Source organism: Bacteroides sp. AF39-11AC (genome assembly GCF_003474285.1).
Classification (GTDB): Bacteria; Bacteroidota; Bacteroidia; order Bacteroidales; family Bacteroidaceae; genus Bacteroides.
In genome coordinates this window covers 377,860-400,737 of the sequence record NZ_QROH01000001.1, presented here as the reverse complement: position 1 = coordinate 400,737, position 22,878 = coordinate 377,860, and the positions used below count along the sequence as shown (strand labels likewise).

Below are 22,878 nucleotides of genomic sequence, written 5' to 3'. Positions count from 1 at the left end.
AAACATGAAGATACAAAAATATATCCTGTCACTGTTGATTGGCTCTGCAGCCATCTCATTCAGTTCCTGTAATGACTTCCTGGACCGCGACCCGCTGGGACAATTCACGGAAGACGATGCCCCCAATGCCCTTTTGGGTGGAAAAATTTATAATGTATATTACCTGATGCGCAGCTATAACATTACTGCCGGTATTCCCTCTTTCATGATAGAAATGGCACGCAGCGAAGACTCCGAGAAGGGTAGTTCGGCAGGCGACGGCGCCGATGTGGCAGCCATGTACGACGATTTCGAATACACGGCCTCCAATGGAACTATGGGAGCTTACTGGACTCAGAACTATAAGATTATCTTTCAGTGTAATGAAGTGCTGGATGACATCGAAAAAGAAGGAAAGACAGATACGGAAACCATGCGCAATAAGGGAGAAGCCCTTTTCTTCCGCGCCTACTGTTACTTCAACCTGGTACGTGCCTGGGGAGAAGTGCCTCTGATCACTTTCAAGGTTGTGGACTCTGCCGACGCAAATGTAGCTAAAAGCGGTGTCGATAAAATCTACACACAGATTGATAACGACCTGACCGAAGCAGAAAAGCTTCTGCCCTTGCAATGGGATTCAAACTATACAGGCCGCATTACCTGGGGTGCCGTACGCTCACTGCATGCACGTACCTATATGATGCGTAACGATTGGGATAACATGTACAAACTCTCTACCGAAGTGATCGGTAAGGGCCTTTACAACCTCGACACTCCGGTAGACAAGATCTTCACCGTAGAAGGCGAGAACTGCGGTTCCAGTATTTTCGAGTTGCAGTGTGAATCTACAGATGCATTGAAGAACAGCCTTACCATAGGTAGCCAGTTCTGCGAGGTACAAGGTGTACGCGGCTCCGGCGACTGGAACTTAGGCTGGGGATGGCACATGGCTACCACAGAATTGGGCAAAGCTTTCGAACCGGGTGACCCGCGTAAAGATGCTACTTTACTCTACTTCCGCCGCAGCATCGATGAGCCTATCACGGAAGCCAATACCAATAAGCCTTACGGCGAATCTCCCGTCTCCACAGCCATGGGTGGTTACTTCAACAAAAAGGCATACACCGAACCATCATTGCGCAAAAAGTATACCAAGGGTGGTTTCTGGGTGAATATCCGCCTCATCCGCTACACGGACGTATTGTTGATGGCTGCCGAAGCTGCCAATGAAAAGAATCTGCCGGGCGAAGCCAAAACATATCTGGAGATGGTACGTGCACATGCCCGTGGTCTGGACAAGGAAATCCTGCCCGAAGTTACCACCAATGACAAGGTTGAACTGCGCAAAGCCATTATGCACGAACGCCGTGTAGAGTTGGCTCTCGAACCGGGACGCTTCTACGACCTTGTACGCTGGGGTACTGCAAAAGAAGTGCTGGCCGCTGCCGGTAAAACGTATCAAGACAAAAACGCTTACCTGCCTATTCCGCAAACGGAGATAGATAAATCGAAGGGAGTATTGGTGCAAAACCCGAACTACTAATAAACAATACTATCTCAATTCTCTTCATTCCAAGATGAAGAGGATTGGGGATAGTTCTTATAAAAAACAAAGTGTATGAAGAAAGTTTTCAGAAGAACAAGTGTCTTGTTAGCAGCAGCGTTTCTTAGCACTGCTGCCATACAGGCACAAAAGTCTCCGCAGGACATGGATCGCTTCATCGATGCATTGATGAAGAAGATGACTGTAGAGGAAAAGATCGGCCAACTGAACCTGCCCGTTTCCGGTGAGATCGTCACCGGACAGGCACAGAACAGCGATGTGGCAAAAAAGATTGAACAAGGACTGGTGGGCGGACTCCTCAACCTGAAAGGGGTGGAGAAGATACGCGATGTACAGAAACTTGCCATAGAGAAGTCACGCCTGGGCATCCCCCTGATATTCGGCATGGATGTGGTACATGGTTACGAAACCATTTTCCCTATTCCATTGGGGCTCTCCTGTTCCTGGGATATGGAAGCTATCAGGAAATCTGCCCGCATTGCAGCCACCGAGGCCAGTGCTGATGGCATTTCCTGGACATTCAGCCCGATGGTAGACATCAGCCGTGATCCGCGCTGGGGACGCGTCAGCGAGGGGAACGGCGAAGACCCATTCTTGGGTGGAGCCATCGCCAAAGCAATGGTATCGGGTTATCAAGGCATCGACCTCAACAACCAACTGAAGCGCAACGATGAAATTATGGCATGCGTAAAACACTTCGCACTGTATGGTGCCGGAGAAGCCGGACGTGATTACAATACCGTAGACATGAGCCGTAACCGTATGTTCAACGAATACATGTATCCCTACCAAGCTGCCGTAGATGCAGGTGTAGGCAGCGTTATGGCATCTTTCAACGAAATAGACGGCGTACCGGCCACAGCTAATAAATGGCTGATGACCAACGTACTGCGCAAACAATGGGACTTCGACGGCTTTGTGGTGACAGACTTTACCGGTATCTCCGAAATGATAGCGCACGGCATCGGTGACTTGCAGACTGTTTCCGCACGTGCACTCAATGCAGGCGTGGATATGGACATGGTAAGTGAAGGCTTCACGGGTACAATCAAGAAATCCATCGACGAAGGCAAAATCAGTATGGAAACCCTGGACAAAGCCTGTCGCCGCATCCTTGAAGCCAAATACAAACTGGGATTATTCGACAATCCTTATAAATACTGCGACCTGAAACGCCCGAAGCGTGACATCTTCACCAAGGAACATCGCGACGCTGCCCGCAAGATTGCAGGAGAGAGCTTTGTACTCCTGAAAAACGACAAGTCAGATACTTCTGCAAACCCGACACTTCCTTTGAAAAAAGAAGGTACGGTAGCTGTCATCGGCCCACTGGCAAATACCCGCAGCAACATGCCGGGAACTTGGAGTGTAGCCGCACGCCTCAACGACTATCCTTCTGTGTACGAGGGATTGAAAGAGATGATGGCAGGCAAAGTAAACATCACTTATGCAAAAGGTAGTAACCTCATCAGTGATGCAGCCTACGAAGAACGTGCCACAATGTTCGGCCGTTCACTAAATCGTGATAATCGCACAGACAAAGAGATGCTGGATGAGGCACTGAAAGTGGCCGCCAATGCAGATGTAATAATAGCCGCATTGGGAGAATCATCCGAAATGAGTGGTGAAAGTTCAAGCCGCACCAACCTGGATCTTCCCGATGTACAGCGTACTCTATTGGAAGCTCTGCTGAAAACAGGAAAGCCTGTCGTACTGACGCTCTTTACCGGTCGCCCGCTAACGCTGACTTGGGAACAGGAGCATGTGCCCGCTATCCTGAATGTATGGTTTGGTGGAAGTGAGGCAGCATACGCCATCGGCGATGTATTGTTCGGCGATGTAAATCCCAGCGGTAAACTGACGATGACATTCCCCAAGAACGTAGGCCAAATACCTTTGTTCTACAATCATAAAAATACCGGGCGCCCCTTACCGGAAGGCAAATGGTTCGAGAAATTCCGCAGTAACTACCTGGATGTAGACAACGATCCATTGTATCCATTCGGCTATGGTTTGTCATATACCAACTTCCAATACAGCGACATAACTCTGAGTGCCCCGACTATGGGACAAGATGGTTCTGTTACTGCTATGGTCACGGTAACCAATACCGGTAAGTACGATGGTGCAGAAGTAGTGCAACTTTATATCCGCGACCTCATAGGAAGCATTACCCGCCCAGTAAAAGAGCTGAAAGGGTTCGATAAAATCTTCCTCAAAGCAGGTGAAAGTAAGACTGTATCTTTCAAAATCACTCCGGAGTTACTACGCTTCTACGATTATGAACTCAACTACGTAGCCGAACCGGGAGACTTCGACATAATGATTGGGGGTAGCAGCCAATGTGTAAAAACGGCTCATCTGAGTTTGGATTGACAATTTTGTGTTTTGAAAGTTATTGATTCACTTCGGACGGGGTATCGTTTAGTATATAAGCGCTTGGTCTTAATACTAATTGCTTACAACAAGCCAATAGTCGAGGCATAGTCGCATACTTAGGATACCTCAGTCCTATACTTAGGGTATCTCAGTATCATACTTAGGGTACCTCAGTCGTATACTGAGATAGGACTGTTACAGTTTCCTGATAATCAGCCGGTTGCAAAGCGTCCTTTTATCATCAATAAATCGAGACAAGCAATCGGCAAAAAAATAAAAAAATGAGTTCATTAGCATACCAGATATGAAGATACAATATAGCTTATTACTGCTCTTATTACTATCAGGCTTTACACAATGTAAAAGCCCGACAGCAAAATCCGGTTCCATAAGCGACGAAGCACTGATGGATACCATACAACGCCGCACTTTCAACTATTTCTGGGAAGGTGCCGAGCCTAACAGCGGACTGGCATGTGAGCGCATCCATATGGACGGCATCTATCCCGAAGATGACCAGCACGTAGTAACCACCGGTGGCAGTGGTTTCGGAATTATGGCTATATTGGCAGGTATCGACCGCGGATACGTCACCCGCGAAGAAGGGCTGGCACGTATGGAAAAGATTGTTTCTTTCCTCGAGACAGCCGATCGGTTTCATGGTGCTTATCCTCACTGGTGGTATGGAGATACCGGCAAGGTAAAACCTTTCGGTCAGAAAGATAATGGAGGCGATCTCGTAGAAACAGCATTCCTTATGCAGGGATTACTAGCCGTACACCAATATTACGTCAACGGTTCGTCCGAAGAGCAAGCCCTGGCCGGACGTATCGACACCCTCTGGCGTGAAATAGACTGGAACTTCTATCGACAAAACGATCAGAATGTGCTCTACTGGCATTGGAGTCCCGAATACGGTTGGGAAATGAATTTTCCCGTACATGGTTATAACGAGTGCCTCATCATGTACATCCTTGCCGCCGCTTCTCCCACACACAGTGTTCCCGCCGAGGTCTATCACGATGGTTGGGCAGAGAAAGGCGCTATTGTCGATCCTCATATAGTAGAAGATATCGAACTTCACCTGCGTTACCAAGGGTGCGAAGCCGGTCCCCTTTTCTGGGCACACTATTCATTCCTCGGATTGGATCCGACAAATCTATCCGACAAATACTGTCCCGGTTATTTCGATGAGATGCGCAATCTCACCCTTATCAATCGTACCTATTGCATCCGCAACCCCAAGCAATGGAAGGGTTTTGGACCTGACTGCTGGGGACTGACAGCCAGTTATTCTGTTAACGGCTACGCTGCCCATGCCCCGAATGGGCTTGCAGATCATGGCGTCATCTCTCCTACTGCCGCTCTTTCTTCCATTGTCTATACTCCTGAATATTCATTGGAAGTAATGCGCTATCTTTATAAAATGGGGGATAAAGTGCTCGGACCTTATGGTTTCTATGATGCCTTCAGTGAAACAGAAGATTGGTATCCTAAACGCTATCTTGCAATAGACCAGGGACCTATAGTTGTAATGATAGAAAACTATCGTACAGGATTATTATGGAAACTCTTCATGAGTCATCCCGATGTACAGACAGGATTAAAAAAGCTGGGATTTAAATAGAAACATGGGGAGAGACTTTCATATTAAGAAGAAGAATCTCCCCATATTTTTTTCCCTTACCTTAAATTAACTATCTTTGTCCCAAGAATAACAATAAGGTCATAGCCTTTTCTAACCTTTATTCAATCTATTTATGGACATCCGAAAGAACATCATCATAACCTGTGTGTCCCTTTTTGTCTGCGCTACCCTATTTGCCAATCAAAAACCTTATGTCACCAATCTCTCACGTGACAAATATCACGCTGCCAATAAAAATTGGTCCATCGGGCAAGATGAAAAAGGCATTATGTACTTCGGAAACAGCATCGGGTTACTGGCATCCGACGGTATGGAATGGAAACTTTTTCAAATGCCCAATGCCAGTATCGTGCGTGCCATTGCCGTAGAATCGCATCAGACCATATATAGTGGTGGCTCCGAAGACCTGGGACGCTGGGATCGCGACCAGTCGGGAGAGTTGAAATACACTTCCCTTAAAGGATTAATCAAAGGAGACAATCCACTCGACAATCAAAGTTTCTGGCGCATTTGGATAGATGGCAATAAAGTCTATTTCCAATCTTTCAGCCACATCTATGTATACGACCATCAAACCATCACCCCCATCGACGGTCCAAGCGCTTTTCTACTACTGCTGAAAGTACGAAGTGAATACTGGGTACAGGAAATGTACGGTGCCCTTTATCAACTGAATAATGGAATACTCAACAAAATTCCCGGAAGCGAATTCCTGAACGGTACTACCACTCGCGTCATCCTGCCTTACGACACTGACCGCTATTTGATAGGCACTTCCACCGGAGAAATTTACATCTATGACCAAAAGAACTTTATTCCCTGGAATCTGTCTCTTTCCCGACAGTTAAGAGGCCAGGAATTAAACTGTGCTATCTATTCCACCAAACGGAACACTTATTATCTGGGTACGCAACTTAGCGGTGTATATGAAGTCGATACCCACGGAAACATCCTCAACCATTTCTCTACCACCAACATTCTTCAGAACAATACCGTTCTGTCTCTCTACGAAGATAACCAGAATAACATTTGGGCAGCTCTGGACCGCGGTCTCGCATACATTCGCTATACTGACGGATTGAGTTACTATCGTTCTACCGATGGTGGATTCGGGGGTATATACGATGCTACTATCTGGCATGACAACCTACTTATCGGTACAAATCAGGGAATCTACTATACCCAGTATAACAAACTCAATGAGCTGGATGTATTCTCCTCTCTCAAATTGATAGAAGGTACACAGGGACAAGTATGGTCTTTTCGAAAAATAGATGGACGATTATTCTGCGCACACACCAACGGATTACTGGAAATCCTTCCCGACTTCCGCATCCGCCACCCTTACCGTGTCAATACCGGAGTCTTCCGTACATTGGAGGCAACCATCAATGGAAAACAGATACAAATTATCATTACCTACGATGACCTGCTGATACTGAATAGAACTACCGGAGAATTAAATTCCATGCGACAGATATCCGACCCGATATATAACGCCGAAGTAGACCATCTTGGAAATATATGGTTGGAAACCGCCAGTCGGGGCATATATAAATGTCGGCTGAATGACGAACAAAATGCCTTCCGCTATTATACTTATTATGGTAATGAAAAAGACAGTTCGCTCCCTGCCCGGCTGCAACTATTCAAATCGGGCGGACGTATCCTCTTCTTAGGCAATGATCAGTTTTATATCTATGACGAGGTCAACGACAACTTACAACTTGAACAGCACCTAAATCGCTGCTTCGAAACCATACATGATCTTAAACGTATCGTCCCTATTGATAGCGAAGAGAGTTGGGCCATTACCAGTTCATCAGTCTATCGTTTCTTTTACGACGGTTACATTGCACGCATCCGCGAAGCCTATAAAGTAGAAGCTGATAATCTCTCGCTCATCACTGCCTACGAAAATATCGCCGTCCTCAACGACTCACTTTCACTTATTTGTCTGGATGCAGGTTTCATTCTCCATAACTCCCATCGCAGTAAGCGGCAGACCGTAGAGCTTTCCGCTCCTAATCTGGAGTTTATTCATGCCGGAAAAGAGTTGAATGCAGGTTTTATAGATATTAACCAGACCATCCACATCCCTTTTCAAGACAATACGGTTACTGTCGGTTTCTCTGTCAATGCCGCATTTGCCGGAAATCTCTCTGTACAATACCAACTGGAGGAGATGGATAGCACCTGGAGCGCCCCGAAACAACTGAATAGTATTTCCTATGCGCGTCTGCCACAAGGCAAGTATACATTGCGCCTGCGCACTACAGATGGACTGAATAATTACTCACCGGATACCCTTCTGGAGTTTAATGTACTTCCCCCCTGGTACAATACCGTTTGGTGGTATCTGACCTGCTGTGCCCTCATCATTGCTACCTTGTTTGGTACCTTCTACCTGATGAAACGGCACCTGCAAACCAAACATCTGCGCCGGATGAAAGCCCAGGAAGCTGCACATTTGCGTTTGATGAACGAGCAACTCCAAAATGAAATCGAAGAAAAAGATGCCGAGATCTTCACTCAAACTTCATTTATCATCCACAAGAACGAACTCATCCTGAAACTCAAAGAGATGGTAGATGATATCTGTGCCCGAAATACACAGAAAGGATTGATCCCCCTTTATCAGAAGATAAACAATCTGCTCGCCAACAACCTCGATACCGAAGATGACTGGAAAATGTTCCTTATCAAGTTCGAACAGAAGCATCGTAACTTCTTCAAGCGACTGAAAGAGATGCATCCGCAACTCACCAATAATGACTTGCGCCTATGTGCTTGTCTCAGACTGAATATGGAAACCAAGGACATCGCTTCTTTAATGAACCTTTCGGTCCGTGCGGTAGAGAATAACCGGTATAGATTGAGAAAGAAGCTTGATTTGAAGCCTACACAAAACCTGAATGAATATTTTTTGAATATTGACTAAATAGAACAGGTGCCTTCTTTCATCTTTAAAGATTTCATCCTAAAGATGTAACGTAATGAAAAGTATCTGTAACATCATCCTGACCAGGCTATAAAAACATCATCTATCTTTGTCGGCAGATGTAAACCTCTTAATAAAGATAGAAACATGAAAAACAGGAAAACACATTTACTGGCACTGATTATGCTGCTGAGTATAGGAATGGGTACTTCGGCATTCGCACAGAAAATCCCTTTAGTTTATAACGTGGAGAATACGGGAATAAAGAATCTATCTCCCGTATTACCCGGAATCAATGAGTTACCGGTAGTCAAACCATTGACTGACCCTTTTCAATGGTCTGACGGTAGCGGTCGCTCAACCAACTTCAAAGACTGGAGTCGTCGACGTGCCGAAATAGCCCGCGAAATAGAGCACTATGAAATAGGTGAGAAACCTGTAGTATCAAAAAAAGATATTACTGCGGATATCGTGGATGATACTCTTAGAGTCAATGTAACGGTAAATGGACAGACACTCGCTCTGAAAGCCAAGATTTCTTATCCGGAAGGTAAAGGTCCTTTCCCAGCCATCATCGGAATAGGCAGAGGTACAGGCAGCCTTCCTCCTGTCATTTTCATGAGCCGTAATATAGCACAAATCGCATTCAATTTCACACAAGTTATGTCGCATACACAAAAGCGCGGCAATGAACCTATCAACAAGCTCTATCCCGACCAAACGGATATGGGAGCCTACTGCGCCTGGTCGTGGGGAGTAAGCCGTATCATCGACGGATTGGAAATTGTAGGAAAAAAGAGTAAGATAGATACCAGAAAATTGGCCATATCCGGTTGTTCCTTTGCCGGTAAGATGGCTCTTTTTGCCGGAGCATTCGACGAGCGCATTGCACTGACTATTGCTCAGGAACCCGGTGGTGGCGGTGCTGCTGCATGGCGAGTTTCCGAAACGCTGGGTGAAGTGGAAACCCGGACTATGTATGGCTCGCTGACGAGTCGGGTTATGTCTCCTGCCGTGCCGCCCGCAAGGTATGGGGAACCTTCGGTATTGCCGACAGAATGGGCTTCTCTATTGTAGGAGGGCATAGGCATTGTCAATTGCCGACGAGTCAATACCCTGAAGTAGAAGCATTTGTCGACAAGTTCCTGCTTGAAAAGAAAGAAGTAAATACAGAAGTAACCATTGCCCCCCTTTACGAAAAGGTGGACTATGAGCGCTGGTGTAAATGGTGGGGAACGAATGACCCATCCTTCCCTTAAACTTATTTGTTTTCGCGGTAAAAGTAATGTTTTACCGCGGAAACTTTTTATCTTTGGGGGAACACTTACTAATACCCCCAAAAATCATGAAAAGAATTTTATTGGCTATCTGCGTGATAGCGCTGTCTGCCCTCTCCTACGGGCAAGACATTAACCAACGAGCCTTCACTTTCGCTTGGCTCAGCGATGTACACCTCAATTCTTTCGCCTATGCCGAAGATGATCTGCGGCAATCCATTGAAGACATCAATACTAATCCAGATGTCGACTTCACTATTCTCAGCGGTGACGTCACCGAATTCGGTGATACCAAAGAATTCTATTTGCTGCAAGACATTCTGAAAGACTTCAGGAAGCCTTATTTCCTCATTCCCGGCAATCATGATGTAAACTGGAGTGAAAACGGATGCACGATGTTCGACAAGATTTTCCAGGCTTCCCATTTTTGTTATGACTGGCAAGGAGTTCGTTTCATCGGCTGTGGCGCCGGACCAAGCCTACGTATGGGACCGCCTCACATCCCCCGCGAAGAGATTCTGTGGCTCGATTCTATCGTCCGTGCTACTCCGGCAAAGCAACCTATTATCTTCATCAATCACTTTCCTCTCAATCGGGACCTGAGTAACTGGTACGAAGTTATCGACATTCTTAAGACTCGTAATATACAAGCCGTACTCGGTGGTCACCTTCACGTGAACCATGCTTACGATGCTGAAGGTATTCCTGCCGTCCTCGGGCGCTCGTCTTTACGGAGAGAAGATCCGATAGGCGGATACAATCTCGTAACCTTCCGTGGCAATACATTAGAGTTTCAGGAACGCATCATCAAAACAGAAACTCACCCAGTATGGCATACTATCCTCCTGGCTCCTCTGCAGAAAAAGAGAGATACCACCTACTATCGCCCCGACTTTACCATCAATGACAAATATCCTTCAGTGCGCGAAAGCTGGAAATTAAAAGACGTAACTGATATTGCTTCACAAGGCAGCATAGACGGTGATCTATATGTCTATACCAATACTGCCGGTGTGGTCCACGCCCTTAATGTCGCCGATGGTAAAACATTGTGGACCTATACCACCGGGAATAAGATATTCTCAGCCCCGTTCATTACTCCCCGGCTTGTAATCATATCTTCGTGTGACGGCTTCATCTATGCCCTCGACCGGAAACAAGGCACTGTACGCTGGAGGTACAATACGAATTACCCCATTGTAGCTTGCCCCCTCGTATCAGAAGACATAGTTTATATAGGCAGCAGCAACGGTAAATTCTATTCTTTAAAACTGGCAGACGGAACACTGAACTGGACTTGCGACGGCTTGCATGGCTACATCGAATCGCGTCCGGCTATTGATAAAGAGCGTGTGTATATAGGCACCTGGGGAGCAATGTTCTATGCTATAGACCGCAAGAGTGGAAAGAGAGTATGGGAGTTCGACACCAAACGAGGCAGATATTTCTCACCGGGTGCCTGCTGGTCGGTTGCACTACCGTATACGCAGCAAGGAAAGAAGAATGAGCAAGTCATTGTCCTCAGTTCCGACTATTTCGTCCGCTCATTTCGCCCCGAAACAGGAGAAATCCTCTGGGCTTCCGATGAAGCAAAAGGGCGCGAATCTCTTGGCTTCTCACCGGATGGAAAGACAATGTACATAAAAGGGATCAAGAACACTATTACCGCAGTAGACATTTCTCAAGGTACATACGACAGTCTTTGGAACACATTGATGCCTTATGAAGGTAACTTTATCCCTACCCGTATGGAAACTACCGGACAGTTGGTATTTGTTCCTACTGAATTCGGCGTCCTTCATGCTATACGGACAGATGGAAGTGGCATTGCCTGGTCGCACAAAATCTCCCATTCGGCAATTACTTCTCTGAAGAATACAGGGAAAGGAAAACTTATCGTTATGACAATGGATGGTACGGTTACTTGCCTGGAATATCCGGTTAACTAATAAAAAAATGCGGGAAACACGAGAGAGTAAAATAATCTCTTCGGGATTTCCCGCATTCATTTATCAGAAGTATGCTTTACACAACTTCCCGCTTATCTTCCTTATTCCATAAATTGAGGAGTAAAGCGGAAGTCGGAGGCACTGCCCCTTGTTTCCGTAAAGTCGGCACCGGTATGATCTTTCGGCCCCGGCATAAAGAGAGCATGATTCAATATATACCTCACACGTGCAGCCTGCTCTGCAGTAAATGCGTTGGCATCCGAAATGGCATAATCCATGATGTTAGTCGAACGGAATTCCACATTCGTTTTGCTATTTACACGCATCACATACACCTTGTAAGCATCAGAGGATTTTGAAGTAATCTCAGGATTATAGGTCAGATAATTGGTCAGCTTCACATCATACAGTGCCTTGTTGTAGGGCGGTGTATCCGTGCAATAATCAGTATCCAGATTTGTGTTTGTATTACCATTATTCAATTGGTTGAAAGCATGATACAACCCTAAGAAGTGACCTAACTCATGGGAAAGCGTCACAATTACATTGGACATGGAGTATTTATCCGCACCCTCCGGAATATCATAGATATACTTATTATTAAGGCTTACGCACTGCGGATAAGGATTCTCACTCAGGTTAGCTCCTTTCGGTGCCTGGCTGATACCCCCTAATTCAAAAGGCTCGGGCAACCATGGAAATTGAGCAATACCCATTACCAATTCATCGGAGAAGTTATACAAAACCACATTGACATATCGGTTCGTATCCCACAAGATGTCTTTATACTTCTTGTCACCGCTACCCATGAAAGAGGTACAATCCATCGTTGTATACTGCCATTTCTCACGGCTCACACCCGGTTCTTCCAGTTTGTTGCCATCGGGATCTTCTGTAGCCATCACAAACTCAAAGTTCATGTCGACACCACTATTATCATAATACTGGTTAACAAGATCCAATACTTTCTGTAAGTGCCCTTCCTTTACATAGTGCTGTGTGTTGTTTGCATTCCAGTAAAGTACATGGAAGACAACCGGCAATTTATAGTGGTGATTCGCACTATAAGCATAAGTGCCTTGCTTAACAGAAACTGTCTGCGAAAGATTCTCGGCATTAGTCAGTGTAAGAGTCAGCGAACGGTCTGTCTTTTCAAGGTTCTCATTCACTTTCAGTACCAGCTTATCCTTTGTGGCAGTGATTTCCGTAGCGACCCATGCCGCACCTTCGGATACGGTCCAGTCACTGGTACTTGTCACCGTTACCGTATACTCGCCACCTTCGGCATTGGCAACCACTTCCGCATTCTGTAATGTGAAAACAGGCTCTGCGTCATCTTCTGAACAGCCGCAGAATAATACGACTGTAAACAGTAGGAATAAATATTTCAATTTCATCATTCAACTTGTTTATTTATATTCAAATTTCACCTGGCTGTTCAGTTTGCTACTAATCACATTGTCCACCATATAGCGCGCACCGCTTTCATTACGGGTAACGATAATTGCTACACGCACATTCGCCATATTTGTAACAGAGAGCTTCTTCAAATCAAACTCATAAGAGAAACCCAAGGTTTCACCAGACTTACATTCTTCTTTTCCACCCAGGTTCACACCCGTAATCGGGCTGGTCGAAGAGATGCAGCGCAAAACGTTGCTATGATGAGTAAAGTCATAGGTTCCTTCCAATGAGGGATAGTTGTTCAATTGTCCGGTTGCATGAATATCATCTTCAAGCACCCACGCACAAATACGATATTTTCCAGCCTTACCTACCTTTACAGCAGCGGTCACTTTGATAGAACCTGAAGCTTCGGTACCAGATACAGCAGCACAGATACCTGTATTAGCACCGCCCTGCAACAGAGTTTGGGCAGCAGATTGAACACGTTTAGCTACACTGCTGGGAGAGTCCGCAGTGCTGAGACCCAATATCTCACTACTTGAACGCATGTTAAACAATAAAGCAGGTATACCGGTAGTGTTGAAGCCCATGCCTTTGGCTACGGCGGTACTGTAATCCGAAATCATATCATCACCCGACATGATTGCATGAGCAGACACCAATACGGTACTCTTGCTTTCTTCCAGCTTGGCATATTCCGTAAGACCGGCAATCATAAGAGGACAGTATACACATCCCAAACTTGTGCCCTGCACTGCCAGCACACGTTGCTTGAATCCGTCAAATTTATCTGGCTGAGGATCTTCGGGTAAACCTTGCATTCCGGAAGTCACTGTTACTGTAATTGCAGGAGACATTTCACCATTATAGCTGGCGAAGAAAGCGTATTCACCCGACTTCTTTGAAGAGAAAGAAGTAGAAGCCATCAGATCATAGCTTGCACCATTCTTCTGATAAATTTTAGCTTCGGAAGTAACATCTTTCTTACCTTTCATAACTGTAAATACAGCCTGGTCCGTACCATTATTCTCTATATACGCAGCAGAAGAGATCAATACTAGTTCGCCACCTTCAGGCACCTCGTCTTCACCTGAATTGCCAGAACAAGAAGCAAATACAAGTAAGAAAGAACACAATAATAAATTCCAATATTTTTTCATAAGTCTTTTTTTAGAATGAAGTAGTTAATGTAAGATTAGCTCCTGTGTAAGCAGGGGTATAGCGACATACACCTCCCGAACATACATATCCGGCACGATTCCGCCCATAGCTCAACTGTAAGCGCGTATTCTTCTGAGTATAGCTCACGGAACCATTATAATAGTGTACCTTCGTATCACCCATATTATACATATCGCTCACGGAAAAGCTCCAACGGGGAGCCAGATTAAATTCAACCAGTCCTGCAATCCAGTCTTTTTCATAATCCTTTGAATAAAGATACTGTATTTCGGCACGCAGTGACTTCTTCCGGTCAAACTTATACAAACCGTCTAATACGAATATATTCGATACATAGGTTTTGTCATCCATCCCATGAGTAGGGCTCCATTCCTGAACGGATACCAGGAAAGTTGTCTTCAGTTGTTTGTTCCACTGACGTTCTACATCAGCATTGATATCCCGCCACAACAAACGTGACTCTACCGTAGTGGCTTTATCTGAATAAAACATAGAACCGTTGGCATGGAAATTCCAGTATTTGCTACGATCTTCTTTGCTACGTAAAGAGTAGTAAACATCTACTTGTCCACCTTTCTCACCTTCACCATTACTTTGATAAGGATTCAAGTTAGCAAGCATGTAAGTATACTGGCGCGTCAGGGCAGGTAGATAATTCAGAATATTTCCTACCCCACTACCGCCCAGCGAGAGTTTCGTGCTCATATATTTCAGTTCGCGATAAGTACCTAAGACTGAGAAGCCATTATTACTGTAGCCCAGCTCAGCCAATAGACCATGACCTTTGGCAGTAGCACCTAACAGTGCAGAAGAGACATCTTTGCCCTTACCAACATATTCCACACGACCATTAAAACCATTCCAATCAAAATTGGCACGTGCCGAATACATATCCAAATTAGGCTTCATCAGTTCCGCCAACTCATCGGATATCTTTTCATTACGATTCACATAGCTACCTTCCAGATTGAGCATGATTCCCTGCCAACCGATAAGGTTAGCAACAGAAAAACTAAGATCAGCACCACGTACCCATGAATCTGTATAATCCGTATACAGACGAGGTCGTCCATACAATCCTTTCAGCGTGAGGATATTTTCGTAAGAATAAGATCCGAAAACTCCTTCGATAGAGTTGTTGATGCCCAACGTACGATCCTCAAAACTACGGAATATCATACCCGAACCAAACTGCTCGAAGATATCTCCCACACGGAAACCAAAGTTATCATCCTGCCAGCTTACATACTTTACACCCAGAAATGCTTTCTTGTCACCATAGTTCCCTATGTCATATCCTTGCAAAGCAGGGAAAAAGCCTTCCAGCTGAACTCCGGCACTGAACTTTCCTCGGGTATAGTCAAGTTTCAGATAATTATTGCTTCCAAAATGATCATCCGGATAGACACTACTCTCATCTCCAAGCTTACTATCTTTTACATAATATATGCTGTTCGATTCTAACCCTCCTGTCAAGTGTCCTTTATCCTGTGCACACAGATTGGGCATCGCAGTACCTGCCAACAGCAATAAGAATAAAATGTGTTTCATTTTTTAGTGATTGCTTTAAGTTGCTCCAACAATTCATATTCACTGCCCGGAGTATAACCGGTATGTGCATAAATCACCTTTCCGGTACCATCAACAACAAATGTCTGTGGTGTCAGCATAACGTTCATCGCACGTTTCAAATCTTGATTTTTGTCGAATAGGCAGATGAAATCCCAGTCAAAACCTTTAGCCATAGAACGGGCACGCGCTGTAAAGCGACTATCATCAATAGATACAGCAATAACATTGAAATCGACTTCTTTTCGCCATTCTTCCAGCAATTCATTCAATGTGTTCAACTCCGTCATACAAGGCTTACAAGTAACACCCCAGAAAGAAACAATAGCTGGTTTTCCACCAAGTATTTCTTTGGTACTTATTACCTCACCTTTTTCATTTTCTACTTTTACATCCGGCCATGCCTCCTGTGCAGAAACTGTCACAGTAAAAAGAAGAAAGAGAGTTATATAAAATAATTTATTCATAACTAAAATATTAAAAGAACTTCTACAGGAGCTCTCTCCCATAGAAGTTCCTTATTGTTATACTAATTATTTCTTCAAATTCTTTTTCATAGAATCTACAGAGAATATATTTCCCTTAATCGGATTCTTAACAATATAATCATAAGGAGTACGTGTTCTCCGGAAATAGTTGCCATTATGAGCAGATACCTTCGGAACCTGAATAATATTGTTAGAAGTCAAACGCATAGCATTCCCGTCCTTCACACGCTCCAGGATAATACCGTCGGCAGTAGTCGGGAAACTCCAGCTAAAATAGCCAGAACCAGCCATGATTTCATAAGCGAATCCTGGAGAATAAACGACTCCATCCTGTTCAACAGACTTAATGGAGACTGTATTCATATCATCAGAGATCTCAACCGGAAAGTCTGCCATATAGAAAGAACCTGCACTAGCAGGATTGAAAGCATACAAGCACAAAGCACCACACCAATCTGCCACCGGATCAATATAGCGGTAATAATCCATACCATTATCTTGATAACGGGTGGTAACAACTGTAACTTCGTCTTTATCATTCTCACCTTTTGCAATCTTGAAGAACATCTTCGGACCATAGTCACGGAACAATTCATCTGTATTAAATGCAGAATACTCGGTAGACTGGAATAAATCCCAAGAATTTGCAAAAAGTGAATAGGTATCATCATAAGTAAAACCTGTAGCTACCACCCAATTCTGTCCTTCGTACTTCTTTGTATAGTAAGCCGCTTTTTCTTTATACTCATTAAAGTTATTAAGTACAGTCTTTTCAGCTTGTTCTTCAGAAGAACCGTTTTTCACAAAGTAGGCAATTAGTTTATCTTTCACATCGTCAGGCAATACAGAAACGGTTTCCGGACCAGCAGCAATCGTAACAGGCACAGCCATAGGAGTTGTAACACCATTTTTAGTCATTGTAGCCATCCAATTACCTTGAAGTTTGCTAAAGAGTTCGCTGTTTACACGTTCTTCCGGAACAAGGGGAGTCGCCGTCACTTTATAGTTGTCACCATCATAGAATAGCTTAGTCTTTTCATCCGAGTTATAAGATTCTAAAACCAACCAACTCTCAGTATCATCGATAGACGAAAAAACAAGATCAAAACCATCAGCACTATTAATCTGATTCAAAATCTCTGCATTATTTATACCTTGTCCATAGGTCCCAATCATGCTAGCAATATTTGCCTCCAAATTATCTCCTTCCAAACTATTCAGTTGTGGCCACCAGTCTTTAGTATAGTTAAATAGATATTTAAATGCAGAGCAATCTTTATTGGGTGCTTTGATATTAAATCCTACTTGATAAGGGTTTTCTATCTTTAATGGAGTAACCTGGAGTTCTACAGCAGGTTTATCAGACACAATCGGTTTAATGCCCCCAACCTTCTGGAATGACTGAACGTCTCCTGTTTCATTATATAATCCTACAATATATACAGTATAGGTATGCCCTTTCTCTAACGAATAAGCAAGCTGTTGCACGCCATCAAAAACAGAACCATAAATCAATGCACTTGCCTGCAAGCCATCCTCACCACCAATAAGAGGGAATAGTTCTTCCTCAAGGCTTGCATCATCAATCATAGCAATAGCATATTGTAATATATCATCACTCGGAGTATATGTAATTAAAGCAGTCTGCTCGGTGAGGCGATCAATAGTAACATTAACAGTTCCTTCACCTATCTTTGCTTGTTGAGAAAAGAGCATAGTCTTTGCATAAAGTCCAGTAAAATCAACATTTTCACTAGTCGGTTTTTCTTCGGTATATTCTTTTACATTAGGTAATGAAGAAAGCAAGACACCTAGGTCATCATCTCCACCGCCACCATTGTCTTTTATGTCCGAATAATCATCTGTGGTGCCATCTTCAGCACATTGACTGACAAAAAGCACATATCCGGTTCCCGGATGTATTACATATGGGTCAGCATACTCAGCATACTCTGTCTCATTCAGAGCACCAATATAAGGATTCTCCCCATTTTCAATCGTAATGTTGCGAGGGCCTTTAAAGCGAGGACTCTGCATACCACCATTATAGGTTACAAAATCAACATCACGGTATCCATAAAGCATTTTATAAGTCTCATAGTTTTCTCTTAAAATGGAGCCTACATTATAATAAGCATCTTCAGGTACTTCCACATGGAAGGTTATAGAAAACATATCACTTTTCAATATAGTCACCATTTGAGAATACTTTGGTGTATTAATCACTTGTGAATGTATCTTATACTCGTTACCTACCTTAAATACAAAAAATACAGTATAAGTTTTATTACCTTCCAGACCAGTTACAGTTGCTTCGTCTGTATCTCCTTTTACAGTTACCACTTCACCTTTTTCCTGTGCTTCAGCATAAGTAACTACAGGATCCGGTTCAGTAGCATTAGCTCCTTCTACAGCTTTATACACATAAGACTCTGCTCCTTTAGTTTTCAGCTTAAAAGTCACCGAAGTTGCGAATACAGCATCCGAAGCTGGTGCCTCTACTGCCAAAACAGTGCCATCCCCATTGCCACCTGGTTCGTCATTATCATCCGAACAACTCCACAATCCTCCTGCCAGAGCAAATATGCCCAGCAAGAATAGACATCGATACAATTTTCTCATAAATCAAACAAATTAAATTAATAAATACACGAATCAGTAATCCAAAAATATTCTCCCAATTCGTTAAATAAAAAACTCTCTTATGTAATCAATAACCTTTATAATATTCTGTAAGCTTACCCTTTTGGATATGATAAATACGGCATAAAAAGCGGCTAAATAACATTGCCTCTTTTCATGTTTTTATAATTTGTCCAAAAAGTCATTAGCAATGCATATCTGATGTTTGTACACAACAAACATTTGTAGATAAATAAATTCTACATTCTAAAAACAATAGTCCGTGATTTGATTCTTTAAATAGAAAAGTAAAAAGAGTATTCTCACCTTTCTTGGGCACTCTCAAAAGGGAGGAACAGGTGATAGCATGAAATTATCATTAAAAGTAGCATCATTATAGAGGATAGATACTTGGATAGTACTCCTCAAACCTAAATTATTGCAAAAACAACATGTAAAAAGTTCAATGCAACAACTTACCAATGAAAGCGTCTTTTTTGCATTTGTCATATTCGTCATTTTATTATGTGAATAAGCCGTTAATACGTCTTCTCTCAATTACCCTCGTCAGACTTCTACACGTTCCTATTTATTATTATTGTAAATAGAAACGATTTCAATCTTAAAAATGGCAAGTTCAAGAAGAACTTAGTGAAATACAATTCTCTTTTTTATATATAAATATATCTGCGTATATTGATATGTAAAAAAATAGTTCAATCTGTTGATTTTCAAAGCCGATATAAGCTCTTTTGAGCCTCACTTATTTTGTATTTACAAAGATATGTATTTTTTTTGTAAAAATGATACAAACAAGCTCTTTTTAACGCAATAGATTTAATATTTATAAAAACTAATTGGGATACCATGTTGTCTGTTGTAATATTATAAAACAGAGATGGTTACTTATAATATAACATGTATAGGGATGATTTACTCTCATTTTGTATTTCTCTTTTGATTCTTCTAATTTTCTACTTTCCTTATTCTAATATTAGAATTTAACCTTGTTCTGAAATGTATGAGATACAATTACTTGATGAAATAATACTTTATAAAGCATATTGATCTCCTCCGTTTCTACTACTTTTTTTGACCTAAGTAAAATATAACTCTAACAGACTTAAAATAAACACATACAGCATGTAATTAAATGTTCTTCTTGTACTTGGTAAGTTTATTCTTATCTAAAAAATCTACCAAACAGAATATTCAAAAGAGAAGGAATAAGTTTATTACTTAATAACTATTTAAATCTCACAACTTCAATTTATTTGAGACGTAGCACAATAAAAAAGAGGAAGCTCATTGTAAGCCTCCTCTTCTACTATTAGTTTGCGGTTCAATTATTCTCCACCGCCACCGCCTTCGCCGCCGCCACTTTTCACATCATCATTACTGATGGTACGTGCAGCTTTCTTCACGCTGGCTTTCAATTCACCGATGCGATAGCTAACGCTTACACCAAAGCGCTGACGAGTATACCGATTCCAGCTATCCTGGGTAAATCCTACACCTTCTATACTTGAAGTAGGACTTGTGTATTTCTTAAAGAAGTTGCTGGCAAACGCTGACAATGTCAAACGCTTATTCAGGAATGACTTGTTCACACTCAACCCATAATCAAAGAAGCTGCTACCCTTTCCTTGCAGCATGATCCAAGGTGTCTGACCATAAATATTCAAACTGATACGCCAATCATGGGGCAAAGATTGCTGCGCACCACCATAAGCAAACAGATTCCAGCCGTCATTCTTCAATCCATTGGCGCCTTCCATATAAGTATAGTTTCCATAAAGGTTAGCATAGATACGAGTATTGGAAGTAGCATTCCAGTTTACATAACCACTCAGACTGGCATTTCTGCTCTTACCGATATTCTGGTAAGTAGAATAAAGTACCTCTTTACCGGTAGGATTCTGCAAACCTTCGATTTCCGTATCCTTCACCTGCTCGGTTACTTGTTCAATACTATTGTTAGTAAAGCTGTAACGTGCTGAAAGATTGATATTGAACTTCTGAGTAAAGTTACTGTAACTCAGATTGAATGAATGACTCTTTTCACTATCTAGGTGAGAGTTACCCTGACTGATATTAGTAGGATTGCTATCATTCAGATAAGGATTCAGATACCAGATACCCGGACGGTAAATACGCATATTATAGCCAAAACGCAGGTTAGACATATCCGTCAGCTTATAGCCGATACTTGCAGAAGGTACCACATCATCAAAATTTTTGTTGAAGTTATCTCCTCTGCCCAACAAGTACTTCACTTCCTGCTTGGTATGTTCATAGCGCACCCCCAGTCTTCCGGAGATCTTCTTCACCCTCAGCCCATAACCCATATATGCAGCCAGAATGTCATTCTGATGTTTGTAATGTGAGCTATGCTCTTCATCCAGTACATAGTCTCCCGTAGTTCCTATTTGACGTTCATAACGGTCGTCTTCCGAAGAGTTGTCACGAAGAATATATTTAGCTCCGGCTTCCAGTGTATGTATCTTGCCGATAGGCGTTGTATAGTCAGCCTGGAAAGTATGCTCCGTAGTATTCTGAGAGCCATCGTTATTCAGGTCATACAGACGCTTCAGGAAGTCTTCCCAATCAGTAGCGGCATGCATATCATTATAAGTGGAGTATGAATCAGAGGTCTGCGGGCTGGTATTGATCTTGTAAGATAAGGTAAACATACGGTCTTTCACATGAAACATACGTTGATAGTCAACGCCACCGTCGATAGAATACCATGAGCTCTTACTTCTGCCGTCTGACACATAGCGATATAACTCATTACTTGTGCCGGGTGCAGTAGCCAGAGTATTGTTGATGCTGGTACTATTGTTTCCACCGCCCCAGAGTCCGAATGACATAGAAACCAGACGCAAGGTATCAATTTCATAACTGGCTTCCATGCTACCTGACTGGAAATTACCATGTCCTTTGCTGCTACCGTCGTAGTCCAAGTCTGAAGAGCCTTCAGTAACATCACCTACCGTACGGCGATTTCCACCGGAATAACTACGTGGACGGTCATTATAATTATAATTGTAGCGCGCACTCACCGTCAGTTTACCACTCTTCACAGTACCGAACAAACCGCCTCCGGCTCCCATGTTACTAACATTTCCGCTGAATGTAGCTGTGTAGCCTTCCAATCCGCTACCTACAGTAACGATATTCAGGATCCCCCCCACACCTTCGGCATCATACTTAGGGCCAGGGTTCGTAATTACCTCAATATGCTTAATAGAATTGGCAGGCATACTTTTCAGTACTTCTGTCGGATTGTTACTCATCATATTGTTAGGTTTACCATTCACATATACCTTAAAGCTACTGCTACCGTTCACCTTGATGTTGTCCTCACCGTCTACCGTAACCAAAGGTACTTTACGAAGCATTTCCAATACAGAATTGGATTTTGAGTCAGGGTCATCCTGCACATTATATTCTATTTTATCGATATCAGCCTTCACCAGCGGTTTTTGGGCTACCACTTCTACTTGTCCCAATTCATTGGAAGCATCTGTGATGTACAGTGTTCCGAAATCAACAAGTTTCTCTCCGGCTTTCACTGTGAAATCTTTCACAATAGTATTTCTACCAATGGAAGAAATTGTCATCACAAAATTACCTGTTCCGGGTACTTTCTCCTGAAACTTACCTTTCATGTCCGTAACCAGCATTTTCAATGCATGAGCAGGAGTTTCTTTTTTTACGATTTTGATTGTGGCGTAAGGTTCTCCTTCCTGTGTCAGCGAGTCAAGCAAGACTCCCTTAATCTGGAACAGAGGTGCCGCATTCTGTGCCGCTACTAACGAGGATACCACCAACATAATGAGCAGCAAAGAGCATTTAATTTTCATTTCT

The 22,878-nt window shown here is 43.1% G+C and carries 13 protein-coding genes; 7 read left to right on the top strand and 6 right to left on the bottom strand.

Annotation, left to right across the window (positions count from 1 at the left end; genetic code table 11):
• Window positions 1–4 precede the first annotated feature (4 nt).
• From DW036_RS01280 to DW036_RS01255, 7 genes are all read left to right on the top strand, one after another.
• Window positions 5–1,522, top strand: coding sequence for a RagB/SusD family nutrient uptake outer membrane protein (locus DW036_RS01280; protein WP_118460677.1), 1,518 nt, complete (start codon window positions 5–7; stop codon window positions 1,520–1,522).
• Between the two features lie 75 nt (window positions 1,523–1,597).
• On the top strand, window positions 1,598–3,919 hold the full coding sequence (gene bglX / locus DW036_RS01275) for a beta-glucosidase BglX (protein WP_118460675.1): 2,322 nt from the start codon (window positions 1,598–1,600) through the stop codon (window positions 3,917–3,919).
• A gap of 307 nt (window positions 3,920–4,226) precedes the next feature.
• Window positions 4,227–5,549 carry a glucoamylase family protein gene (locus tag DW036_RS01270; protein ID WP_118460673.1) on the top strand — a complete coding sequence of 441 codons (1,323 nt, stop codon included), beginning with the start codon at window positions 4,227–4,229 and terminating at the stop codon, window positions 5,547–5,549.
• Between the two features lie 133 nt (window positions 5,550–5,682).
• The gene (locus DW036_RS01265; protein WP_118460671.1) at window positions 5,683–8,511 is read left to right on the top strand and encodes a triple tyrosine motif-containing protein; all 2,829 of its coding nucleotides are present in this window, start codon (window positions 5,683–5,685) and stop codon (window positions 8,509–8,511) included.
• A 147-nt stretch (window positions 8,512–8,658) separates the two neighbouring features.
• Window positions 8,659–9,588, top strand: a complete 930-nt coding sequence (locus DW036_RS01260) for a hypothetical protein (RefSeq protein WP_233560207.1) — start codon at window positions 8,659–8,661, stop codon at window positions 9,586–9,588.
• Window positions 9,570–9,770, top strand: coding sequence for a hypothetical protein (locus DW036_RS25870; RefSeq protein ID WP_233560205.1), 201 nt, complete (start codon window positions 9,570–9,572; stop codon window positions 9,768–9,770). The genes DW036_RS01260 and DW036_RS25870 overlap by 19 nt, the downstream gene beginning before the upstream one ends.
• Before the next feature lie 86 nt (window positions 9,771–9,856).
• A complete protein-coding gene (locus tag DW036_RS01255; RefSeq protein ID WP_118460669.1) occupies window positions 9,857–11,737 on the top strand; it encodes a PQQ-binding-like beta-propeller repeat protein in 1,881 nt (626 codons plus the stop codon).
• A gap of 101 nt (window positions 11,738–11,838) precedes the next feature.
• Here DW036_RS01255 and DW036_RS01250 read toward each other — a convergent pair whose 3' ends face one another.
• The 6 genes from DW036_RS01250 to DW036_RS01225 form a co-directional block, all read right to left on the bottom strand.
• The gene (locus DW036_RS01250; protein WP_118460667.1) at window positions 11,839–13,137 is read right to left on the bottom strand and encodes a zinc-dependent metalloproteinase lipoprotein; all 1,299 of its coding nucleotides are present in this window, start codon (window positions 13,135–13,137) and stop codon (window positions 11,839–11,841) included.
• 9 nt (window positions 13,138–13,146) lie between these two features.
• Window positions 13,147–14,304, bottom strand: coding sequence for an Omp28-related outer membrane protein (locus DW036_RS01245; RefSeq protein WP_118460665.1), 1,158 nt, complete (start codon window positions 14,302–14,304; stop codon window positions 13,147–13,149).
• 10 nt (window positions 14,305–14,314) lie between these two features.
• Entirely contained in the window at window positions 14,315–15,877 is a 1,563-nt protein-coding gene (locus tag DW036_RS01240; protein WP_118460663.1) for a DUF6029 family protein, read from the bottom strand.
• A complete protein-coding gene (locus DW036_RS01235) occupies window positions 15,874–16,362 on the bottom strand; it encodes a TlpA disulfide reductase family protein (protein WP_233560203.1) in 489 nt (162 codons plus the stop codon). Before DW036_RS01235 ends, DW036_RS01240 begins: the two co-directional genes overlap by 4 nt.
• 66 nt (window positions 16,363–16,428) lie before the next feature.
• Window positions 16,429–19,005 carry a hypothetical protein gene (locus tag DW036_RS01230; protein ID WP_147401425.1) on the bottom strand — a complete coding sequence of 859 codons (2,577 nt, stop codon included), beginning with the start codon at window positions 19,003–19,005 and terminating at the stop codon, window positions 16,429–16,431.
• Window positions 19,006–20,351: 1,346 nt separating this feature from the next.
• Window positions 20,352–22,874: a TonB-dependent receptor domain-containing protein gene (locus DW036_RS01225; protein ID WP_118460660.1), complete on the bottom strand. Its 2,523-nt coding sequence runs from the start codon at window positions 22,872–22,874 to the stop codon at window positions 20,352–20,354.
• Window positions 22,875–22,878 lie beyond the last annotated feature (4 nt).

What these genes read in the sequence shown, in the direction of transcription:
- bglX (WP_118460675.1), top strand. Translation starts at nt 1,598, where the DNA reads ATGAAGAAAGTTTTCAGAAGAACAAGTGTCTTGTTAGCAGCAGCGTTT.
- DW036_RS01260 (WP_233560207.1), top strand. Translation starts at nt 8,659, where the DNA reads ATGAAAAACAGGAAAACACATTTACTGGCACTGATTATGCTGCTGAGT.
- DW036_RS01235 (WP_233560203.1), bottom strand. Translation starts at nt 16,362, where the DNA reads ATGAATAAATTATTTTATATAACTCTCTTTCTTCTTTTTACTGTGACA.
- DW036_RS01255 (WP_118460669.1), top strand. Translation starts at nt 9,857, where the DNA reads ATGAAAAGAATTTTATTGGCTATCTGCGTGATAGCGCTGTCTGCCCTC.
- DW036_RS01225 (WP_118460660.1), bottom strand. Translation starts at nt 22,874, where the DNA reads ATGAAAATTAAATGCTCTTTGCTGCTCATTATGTTGGTGGTATCCTCG.
- DW036_RS01250 (WP_118460667.1), bottom strand. Translation starts at nt 13,137, where the DNA reads ATGATGAAATTGAAATATTTATTCCTACTGTTTACAGTCGTATTATTC.
- DW036_RS01265 (WP_118460671.1), top strand. Translation starts at nt 5,683, where the DNA reads ATGGACATCCGAAAGAACATCATCATAACCTGTGTGTCCCTTTTTGTC.
- DW036_RS01245 (WP_118460665.1), bottom strand. Translation starts at nt 14,304, where the DNA reads ATGAAAAAATATTGGAATTTATTATTGTGTTCTTTCTTACTTGTATTT.
- DW036_RS01280 (WP_118460677.1), top strand. Translation starts at nt 5, where the DNA reads ATGAAGATACAAAAATATATCCTGTCACTGTTGATTGGCTCTGCAGCC.
- DW036_RS01230 (WP_147401425.1), bottom strand. Translation starts at nt 19,005, where the DNA reads ATGAGAAAATTGTATCGATGTCTATTCTTGCTGGGCATATTTGCTCTG.
- DW036_RS25870 (WP_233560205.1), top strand. Translation starts at nt 9,570, where the DNA reads ATGGGCTTCTCTATTGTAGGAGGGCATAGGCATTGTCAATTGCCGACG.
- DW036_RS01240 (WP_118460663.1), bottom strand. Translation starts at nt 15,877, where the DNA reads ATGAAACACATTTTATTCTTATTGCTGTTGGCAGGTACTGCGATGCCC.
- DW036_RS01270 (WP_118460673.1), top strand. Translation starts at nt 4,227, where the DNA reads ATGAAGATACAATATAGCTTATTACTGCTCTTATTACTATCAGGCTTT.